At 72.6% G+C, this 8540-nt stretch carries 6 protein-coding genes; 1 reads left to right on the top strand and 5 read right to left on the bottom strand.

Annotated elements, in window-relative coordinates; all coding sequences use genetic code 11:
- Window positions 1-81 precede the first annotated feature (81 nt).
- Window positions 82-3684 (bottom strand): chromosome segregation protein SMC, encoded by a 3603-nt coding sequence (smc, locus tag ACWEF6_RS24465; protein WP_449685076.1) that lies wholly within the window; start codon window positions 3682-3684, stop codon window positions 82-84.
- Between the two features lie 156 nt (window positions 3685-3840).
- A complete protein-coding gene (locus ACWEF6_RS24460) occupies window positions 3841-4137 on the bottom strand; it encodes an acylphosphatase (RefSeq protein WP_449685081.1) in 297 nt (98 codons plus the stop codon).
- Between the two features lie 194 nt (window positions 4138-4331).
- On the opposite strand from ACWEF6_RS24460, the gene ACWEF6_RS24455 reads away from it, so the two are divergent.
- A complete protein-coding gene (locus ACWEF6_RS24455; RefSeq protein WP_449685075.1) occupies window positions 4332-4922 on the top strand; it encodes a hypothetical protein in 591 nt (196 codons plus the stop codon).
- A gap of 134 nt (window positions 4923-5056) precedes the next feature.
- Here ACWEF6_RS24455 and ACWEF6_RS24450 read toward each other — a convergent pair whose 3' ends face one another.
- Genes ACWEF6_RS24450 through ACWEF6_RS24440 form a run of 3 tightly spaced genes read right to left on the bottom strand, consistent with a single transcriptional unit; the run spans window position 5057 to window position 8538 of the window.
- Window positions 5057-5293, bottom strand: a complete 237-nt coding sequence (locus tag ACWEF6_RS24450) for a hypothetical protein (protein ID WP_449685074.1) — start codon at window positions 5291-5293, stop codon at window positions 5057-5059.
- A 21-nt stretch (window positions 5294-5314) separates the two neighbouring features.
- On the bottom strand, window positions 5315-6013 hold the full coding sequence (locus ACWEF6_RS24445) for a response regulator (RefSeq protein WP_086837952.1): 699 nt from the start codon (window positions 6011-6013) through the stop codon (window positions 5315-5317).
- Window positions 6010-8538, bottom strand: coding sequence for a DUF4118 domain-containing protein (locus tag ACWEF6_RS24440; protein ID WP_449685073.1), 2529 nt, complete (start codon window positions 8536-8538; stop codon window positions 6010-6012). The genes ACWEF6_RS24445 and ACWEF6_RS24440 overlap by 4 nt, the downstream gene beginning before the upstream one ends.
- Window positions 8539-8540: the final 2 nt, after the last annotated feature.

Genomic DNA, 8540 nt, shown 5'->3' with positions numbered 1-8540 from the left:
CGTCCAGCGCACCCAATGTGGCGTTCGGTGCGTTGGACGCACCGAACGCCACATTGGGGCGCTTTTCCGTAGCCTAGGAGATCAGCTGACCGGAACCGGCTCTTCCTCGGTCGAGCGCAGGCGCTGCGAGATCACCTTCGTGATGCCGTCGCCCTGCATGCTGACGCCGTAGAGGGCGTCGGCGATCTCCATGGTCGGCTTCTGGTGGGTGATGATGATCAGCTGCGACGAGTCGCGCAGCTGCTCCAGCAGCCCGATCAGCCGGCGCATGTTGGTGTCGTCGAGCGCGGCCTCGACCTCGTCCATGACGTAGAAGGGCGAGGGCCGGGCGCGGAAGATCGCCACCAGCATGCCCACCGCGACCAGCGACTTCTCGCCACCGGACAGCAGCGACAGCCGCTTGACCTTCTTGCCCGGCGGGCGCGCTTCGACGTCGACGCCGGTGGCCAGCAGGTCGTCCGGCTCGGTGAGGACCATCCGGCCCTCGCCGCCTGGGAAGAGCACGCCGAACACCGTCTCGAACTCGCGGGCCACGTCCGCGTACGCGGAGGCGAAGACCTCGAGGATCTTCTCGTCGACCTGCTTGATGACGGCTTCGAGGTCCTTGCGGGTGTCCTTGAGGTCCTCCAACTGCGTGGAGAGGAACTTGTACCGCTCCTCCAGCGCCGCGAACTCCTCGAGGGCGAGCGGGTTGACCTTGCCCAGCAGCGAAAGGTCCTTCTCGGCGCGCTTGGCGCGGCGGGCCTGGGTGTCGCGGTCGTAGGGCATCGGCGGCGGCGGGGTGACGTCCTCGCCGCGGTCCTTGGCCGCCTCGTACTCGGCCATCTCGCCCGCGCTCGGCGGGACCGGGACGTCCGGGCCGTACTCGCGGACGAGGTCCTCCAAGCCCATGCCGAAGTCTTCGGCGATCTTGGCTTCGAGGGTCTCCAACCGCAGCCGCTGCTCGGCGCGCAGGACCTCGTCGCGGTGGACGGCGTCGGTCAGCTTCTCCAGCTCGCCGGTCAGCTCGCGGACCTTCGCGCGGACCCCGGTCAGCGCCTGCTCGCGGCTCTGGCGGCGGGCCTGGACCTGGTCGCGTTCGGTGGCGGCGCGCTGCACCGAGTGCTCGATGCGCTCCAGCGCGATCTCGCCGGCGTTGACGACGGCGTTGGCGATCTCGGCGCCGCATTTGCGGGCCGCGGCGGCGCGTTCGGCGCGTTCGCGGGCCTGCTGCTCGGCGTGCGCGGCGCGGCGGAGGCCTTCGGCCTTGCCGGCGATGCTGCGGGCACGCTCTTCGGAGGTGCGCTGCGCGAGCCGCGCCTCCATCTCCTCCTGCCGCACGACGGCCAGTTCTTCGACGGCCTGGTCGCGCTCGGCGGTGTCCGGGTCGTCCTCGACGGGCTGCTCGGCGACGGCGGCGAGCCGTTCCTCCAGCTCGGCGAGCTGGGCCAGCGCCTGGACGCGGCTCTGCTCGACCTTCGCGCGCTGCCCGGACAGCCGTTCGACCTCGGCCTGCGCCTGGCGGGCGGCCTGCTGCAGCCGGTTGAGCCGTTCCGAAGAGCGCGCCTTCCGGACCTTCGCGTCACCGAGGGCGTCCTTAGCCTGGGAGACCTCTTCGCGACGCGCCTGCTGCTCGGCACGGGCGCCTTCCAGCTCGGCCGCGTACCGCTCCAGCGAGCGTTCGGCCAGGCGCAGCCGCTCCCCCGCTTCGTCGACGGCGGCCTGGACCTCGATCACGCTCTCGCGCTTGCCGGAGCCACCGATCGCCCAGCGGGCGCCGAAGACGTCGCCCTCGGCGGTGACCGCGCGCACCTCGGGGTGCACCGCGACCAGGTGCCGGGCCGCGTCGAGGTCGCGGACGATGGCCAGCTTGTCGAGGGCCTGCTCGACGGCGGGCCGCAGCGGCGCGGGCGCCGTGACGACCTCACGAGCCCAGCGCGCGCCTTCCGGCAGCGACGGCCACGAATAGGTGTCCACAGTGGACTCGGGACCGCCGAGCAGGATGCCCGCGCGGCCGGAGTCCGTCTCCTTCAAGTACTTCAGCGCGCGCAGGGCGTCTTCGCCGCCCGCGACGGCGATCGCGTCGGCGACCGGGCCGAGCGCCGCGGCGAGCGCGACTTCGTGCCCGGGCTCGACGGTCAGCAGCGCGGCGACCGAGCCGAGCAGGCCCGGCAGCTCGTGGGACGCGCCGAGCAGCGCGCCCGCGCCGTCCTTGCGCCGCAGGCCCATGGACAGCGCCTCGACACGCGCCTTCTCCGAGGCGATCTCGCGCTCGGCGGCGCGTTCGGCCTTGACCAGCTCTTCGACGCGCGCCTTGGCCGCGTTGTTCGCCTCGACCGCGCGGTCGTGCCGATCCATCAGGCCGGCGTCGTCGGATTCCTCCGCGCCGCCCTCGGCCTTGGCCAGCTCCAGCTCTTCGACGGCGATCTCGGCGCGCTCGGCGGCTTCCTCGATGGAGACGCTGAGCCGGTCGATCTCGTCGGTCGTGGCGCCGTTCTTGCTGCGCAGCGCCTCGACCTGGCCGGTCAGCTTGGCCATGCCCTCGCGGCGGTCGGCGATGGCGCGGACGGCGGCCCAGTGCGCCCGCTCGGCGGCCTGGACGCGCTGTTCGAGGTCCTCGCGGCGCAGCACGGTCTGGGCGAGCAGCTCCCGGGCCTCCATGACGGCCTCGTTGAGCTCTTCTTCCTGCTCGGCGACGCGCTCGGCCTCTTCGAGGAGCTCTTCGGGGTCGCGGCCGCCGGTGTTCGCCGCGACGTCGGCGGAGAGGTGGCGCTGGCGCTCGATGGCGAGCCGGACGGTGCCGCGCAGCCGCTCGGCCAGCGCGGACAGCTTGTACCAGGTCTCCTGGGCGGTCTGCAGGAGCGGCGCGTCCTCGGCGAGCGAGGCTTCCAGCTCGGCTTCTTCGGCGGAAACGATCTCGAGGGTCTGCTCGACCTCGGCGCGGCGCGCGCGGGCCGTCTTCTCGTCGGCCTCTTCGCGCGCGATGGCCTCCCGCTGGGTGACCAGGTCGTCGGCGAGCAGGCGCAGGCGGGAGTCACGCAGCTCGGACTGCACCGACTGGGCCTTGCGGGCGATCTCGGCCTGCTTGCCCAGGGGCTTGAGCTGGCGGCGCAGTTCGGTCGTCAGGTCGCCGAGGCGGTCGAGGTTGCCCTGCATGTTGGCCAGCTTGCGCAGGGTCTGTTCCTTGCGCTTGCGGTGCTTGAGGACGCCGGCGGCCTCTTCGATGAAGGCGCGGCGCTCTTCGGGCTTGGACTCGAGGATCGCCGAGAGCTGGCCCTGCCCGACGATGACGTGCATTTCGCGGCCGATACCGGAGTCCGACAGCAGTTCCTGGACGTCCATCAGGCGGCAGCGGTCGCCGTTGATCTCGTACTCGCTCGCGCCGTCGCGGAACATCCGGCGGGTGATCGAGACCTCGGAGTACTCGATCGGGAGCGCGCCGTCGGCGTTGTCGATGGTGAGGGTGACCTCGGCGCGGCCGAGCGGGGCGCGGCCCGCGGTGCCGGCGAAGATGACGTCTTCCATCTTGCCGCCGCGCAGGTCCTTGGCGCCCTGGGTGCCCATGACCCAGCGCAGCGCGTCGAGCACGTTGGACTTGCCCGAGCCGTTCGGCCCGACCACGCAGGTGATACCCGGCTCGAAGCGCAGCGTGGTGGCCGAGGCGAAGGACTTGAAGCCCTTGAGCGTCAGGCTTTTCAGGTGCACGTGCTGCTGACCCCTCTGGCCGCGGGTACGGGCGGTTCAATCGTCCCAGGCTACCTGGGGGCCTCCGGGGTCCGCCGGACGCGCCCCCTCCTCGGCGCGCCTAGCACACCCCCGGCGGCCTCAGCAACACCACGAGCCACACCGGCCCCGGACGGCCTACCGCTCGACGAACCCGCTGAGTCCCCCTTTCGGGTCAGACCAGCGCTCGGCGACGTGCTCCACACTTCCGGGTGATTCTCCCGACCGTAACGCTGCCAACAGCCGCTGACAGTGGGCACGACTACCCTCCGCTATCACCTCGACACGCCCGTCGGCCAGATTGCCGGCGCTCCCGACGAGCCCGAGTTCCAGCGCCCGGCTGCGCGTCCACCAGCGGAAACCGACGCCCTGGACCCGGCCGCGCACCCACGCCGTCAGCCGGGTGTGGGTTTCTTCCTCACTCACGCTGTTCATCCCTTCCGGGTCGACCGACCGCGCACAGTAACGGATCAAGGCCACTACCTGGGCGAATACCCGCACGCCGGTGATAACCTCCCCGCCGAGGTCGGTCCCCCGCCGTGGCTGTGCTTGGTACGACACGCCCGTTTCCCGGCCTCGACGTGCCGTCGGAAACACCGCGCCTCCCCGAATTCCCCAAGGAGCCCCGTATGCCCCGCCCCGCCGGGTCGGATTCGAGCTCTCGGATCACCAGGATCGACACCGCGCCGCCCAAGAGCAGCAAACCGAACCGCACCGGGTACGTCGTGCTCGGGGTGGCCGGGCTGGTCGTCGCGACCGCGTTCGCCGCCGTGGCCGAGCTCGCCGGGCCGGCCCCCGCCTCGACCGCGGGCGGCACGGGCGGCCCCGGCGGCCAGGGCACCGTCCCGGCCGGCGTGCAGACGCTGCCGGCGACCCCGTCGTCGAGCGACCCCGCGTCCTCGAGCGGCGCGCCGACCACGTCGAGCCCGACATCCCCGAGCGCGCCGACGACCGTGGTCTCGGTGAGCCCGGACGGCAAGACGACCACCACGGTCGTCACCCAGCCGTCGCCGCCCCCGCCGCCGCGCAACGACACGGGCGGCAACCCGCCGCCTCCCCCGACGTCGACCAAGCCGTCGCTGCCGTCATCGACGACGACTTCGTCGACCCCGCCCTCCACCTCGAGCGACCCCGCGCCGACGACCACGGCCAGCGGTGGCGGCTCCAGCTCGGCCGGCGCCCCCTCGTCGAGCACGACCGGCACCAGCACCCCGGCCTAGCCCCCAGCGCCCCAATGTGGCGTTGGTTGCGTCCAACGCACCGAACGCCACATTGGGTGCGCTGGACGCACCGAACGCCACATTGGGGCGCAGGTCGTCGGCGAAGGAACCGGCGAGTGCGGCCGGGCCCGGCTTCAGACTCCGGAAGTCCGGGGCGGGCTTCCGCTCCGGCGCACCCGGAAGTACCGGATCCAGTAGAACGCGGCCGCCAGCACCCCGCCGGCCGGCCACACGAACCGGAGCGCTTGCCGCCACCCGGTCGCTTCCCAGCCGAGGGCGAGCACCACGGCGGCGACCGTGAACACGCTCCACAACACCGCCAGCCCCAACGCCACCTTGGCCGGCATCCGGCCTTTCGTCACCTCGGTCACGCCGGAGGGATACCCACCGGGTCAGACCTCGAAGCGGTACCCCATGCCCGGTTCGGTGAGCAGGTGCCGGGGCCGCGACGGCTCCCGCTCCAGCTTGCGCCGCAGCTGGGCCAGGTACACCCGCAGGTAGTGGGACTCCGTCTCGTACGACGGGCCCCACACCTCGTGCAGGAGCTGCTTCTGCGCCACCAGCCGGCCGCGGTTGCGGACCAGCAGCTCCAGCACGCCCCACTCCGTCTTCGTCAGGTGGACCTCCACGCCGTCGTGGCGGCGGACCTTCTTCGCCGCCAGGTCGACGCTGAACGACGCCGTGTCCACCACCGCGTCCGCGCCGTCCGCGCCCGCCACCGCGGACCGGCGGACCGCCGCGCGCAGGCGGGCCAGCAGCTCGTCCATGCCGAACGGCTTGGTCACGTAGTCGTCGGCGCCGGCGTCGAGGGCCTCGACCTTGTCCGCCGAGTCGCCGCGGGCGGACAACACGATGATCGGGACCGTCGTCCAGCCACGCAGGCCCGCGATCACCTCGGTGCCGTCCAGGTCCGGCAGGCCGAGGTCCAGCACGACCACGTCCGGCTTGGTCTCGGCGACCGCCTTCAACGCGGCCGTGCCGTCGTGCGCGGTGATCACCTTGTAGCCGCGGGCGGTCAGATTGATCCGCAGCGCCCGCACGATCTGCGGCTCGTCGTCCACCACCAGCACGGTGGCCCCCGGGTCGCTCATCGCACCCCCTCCTCTTCGAACTCCACACTGAACGCGGGCAGCGACACCACGACCGTCAGCCCGCCGCCCGGGGTGTCCTCGGCGCGGATCGTCCCACCCATCGCCTCGGTGAACCCCTTCGCCACCGACAGCCCGAGCCCGACGCCCGGTGTCGTGTCCCGGTCGCCGCCGAGCCGCTGGAACGGCGCGAACGCCGAATCCGCCGCTCCTTTGCGCAGGCCCTTGCCGTGGTCGACGATCCGCAGCTCGACCTGGCCGGAGTGCGTGCTGGCCCGGGCCGACACCGGGGCGCCGCCGTGGCGCAGGGCGTTGTCCAGGACGTTGGCCACCACCCGTTCCAGCAGACCTGGGTCGGCCAGCACCGACGGGAGCTCGTCGTCGATCGCGACCACGACCTCGTCCGAGTTGTCCACATTGGACAAGGCGTGCGCGACGACCTCGTCGTAGCCGACCGGGCGCAGGTGCGGGCGGACCGCCCCGGTGGCCAGGCGCGAGGAGTCGAGGAGGTTGTCGATCAGCCCGGCGAGCCGGTCGGCGGACAGCTCGATGGCCTCCATCAGCTCGGCGGTGTCCTCTTCGGACAGATCCAGGTCCGCGGCCCGCAGGCTGCCGATCGACGCCTTGATCGACGTCAGCGGCGTCCGCAGGTCGTGCCCGACGGCCGAGAGCAGCGTCGTGCGCAGCTCGGTCGCTTCGGCCTTGCGCTCGGCGCGCGCCGCCGCGGCCGCCATCCGCTGCTGGCGCAGGGCCAGGAGCGCCTGCCCGGCCACGGCTTCGAGGACCCGCCGGTCGGCCGCCGGCAGGGCCCGCCCGCGCAGCGTCAGGTGCACGTCGGCGGTGACGGCGATGTCGACGTCGGCCTCGTCCGGGTCCGCGCACGGGTGCTCCCCCGCGGTCGCCACGCACTGCCACACCCCGTCCTGCTTCTCCAGCAGCGTCACCGAAGTCAGCGCGAAGTTCTCGCGGACCTTCGCCAGCAGCCGCTCGATCGGGTTCGCGTGGGTGAGCACGGTCCTGGCGTAGGAGGCCAGCAGCGCCGCCTCGGTCCGGGCCAGCGCGGCCTGCGCGGCCCGGCGCGCCGCCTGGTCGACGACCAGCGCGACCAGCACCGCGACCACGACCATCGCGATCAGCGTCACCAGGTTCTGCGGAGTGTGCACGTTGAGCGTGTACAGCGGCGGCGTGAAGAAGAAGTTGAGCAGCCCGGCGCCGAGCACGGCCGCGACCAGCGCCGGGCCGAGGCCGCCGACCAGGGCGACGACGACCGTGGCGAGGACGTAGGCGATGACGTCGGTGGCGAAGTCCAGCCCGCTCGGGATGAAGACGCCGACGAGGGTGACCAGCACCGGCAGCACGATGCCCAGCACCCAGCCGGTGACCAGCCGCGAGAGCCCCAGCGGGCTCGCGGTCAACCCGGTCCGCAGCCGCCCGCCGGCCTCGGAGTGGGTGACCATGTGCACGTCGATCGGCCCCGACCGGCGGACCACCGCGGCGCCGATGCCCTCGTCGAACAGCCGCGCCACCCGGGACCGCCGCGAGGTGCCGAGCACCAGCTGGGTCGCGTTGACCCCGCGGGCGAAGTCCAGCAGCGCGCCCGGGACGTCGTCGCCGACGACCGTGTGGAACGTCGCGCCCACCTCTTCGGCGAGCTTGCGGTAGCGGGCCATCGCGGCCGGGCTGATCCCGGCCAGGCCGTCGCCGCGCAGGATGTGCACCACCTGCAGTTCGGCGCCGGCGCGGGTGGCGATCCGGCTGGCCCGGCGGATGAGCGTCTCGCTCTCCGGGCCGCCGGTGATCGAGGCGACCACGCGTTCGCGCGCCTCCCACGTGTCGGTGATCCGCTGCTCGGCGCGGTAGCGCTGGAGGGCGACGTCGACCTGGTCGGCCACCCACAGCAGCGCCAGTTCGCGGAGCGCGGTGAGGTTGCCGGGCCGGAAGTAGTTGCCGAGCGCGGCGTCGATCCGCTCGGCCGGGTAGACGTTGCCGTGCGCGAGGCGGCGGCGCAGCGCCTCGGGCGTGATGTCGACCAGCTCCAGCTGTTCGGCGCGGCGGACGACCTCGTCCGGCACGGTCTCCTGCTGGGTGACGCCGGTGATCCGCTCGACGACGTCGTTGAGGCTCTGCAGGTGCTGCACGTTGACCGTGGAAAGCACGTCGATGCCCGCGTCGAGGAGTTCTTCGACGTCCTGCCAGCGCTTGGCGTTGCGCGATCCCGGCACGTTGGTGTGCGCCAGTTCGTCGATGACGGCGACCTCGGGCGCGCGGGTGAGGATGGCGTCGACGTCCATCTCGTCGAAAACGCGGCCGCGGTGCTCGGCGTGCCGTCGCGGAACGGTTTCGAGGCCCTCGAGCAGTGCCGCGGTCTTCTCGCGGCCGTGCGTCTCCACCAGCCCGATGACGACGTCGGTGCCGCGGTCGAGGCGCCGGCGCGCTTCGCCGAGCATGGCGAAGGTCTTGCCGACGCCCGGAGCCGCGCCGAGGTAGATCCTCAGCTCTCCCCGGCGCGGCCTGTTCTCCGTGGTCACGG

The organism is Amycolatopsis sp. NPDC004772 (assembly GCF_053601215.1).
This window is presented reverse-complemented; position numbering and strand designations above follow the sequence as displayed.

What these genes read in the sequence shown, in the direction of transcription:
- ACWEF6_RS24460 (WP_449685081.1), bottom strand. Translation starts at nt 4,137, where the DNA reads ATGAACAGCGTGAGTGAGGAAGAAACCCACACCCGGCTGACGGCGTGG.
- ACWEF6_RS24455 (WP_449685075.1), top strand. Translation starts at nt 4,332, where the DNA reads ATGCCCCGCCCCGCCGGGTCGGATTCGAGCTCTCGGATCACCAGGATC.
- ACWEF6_RS24445 (WP_086837952.1), bottom strand. Translation starts at nt 6,013, where the DNA reads ATGAGCGACCCGGGGGCCACCGTGCTGGTGGTGGACGACGAGCCGCAG.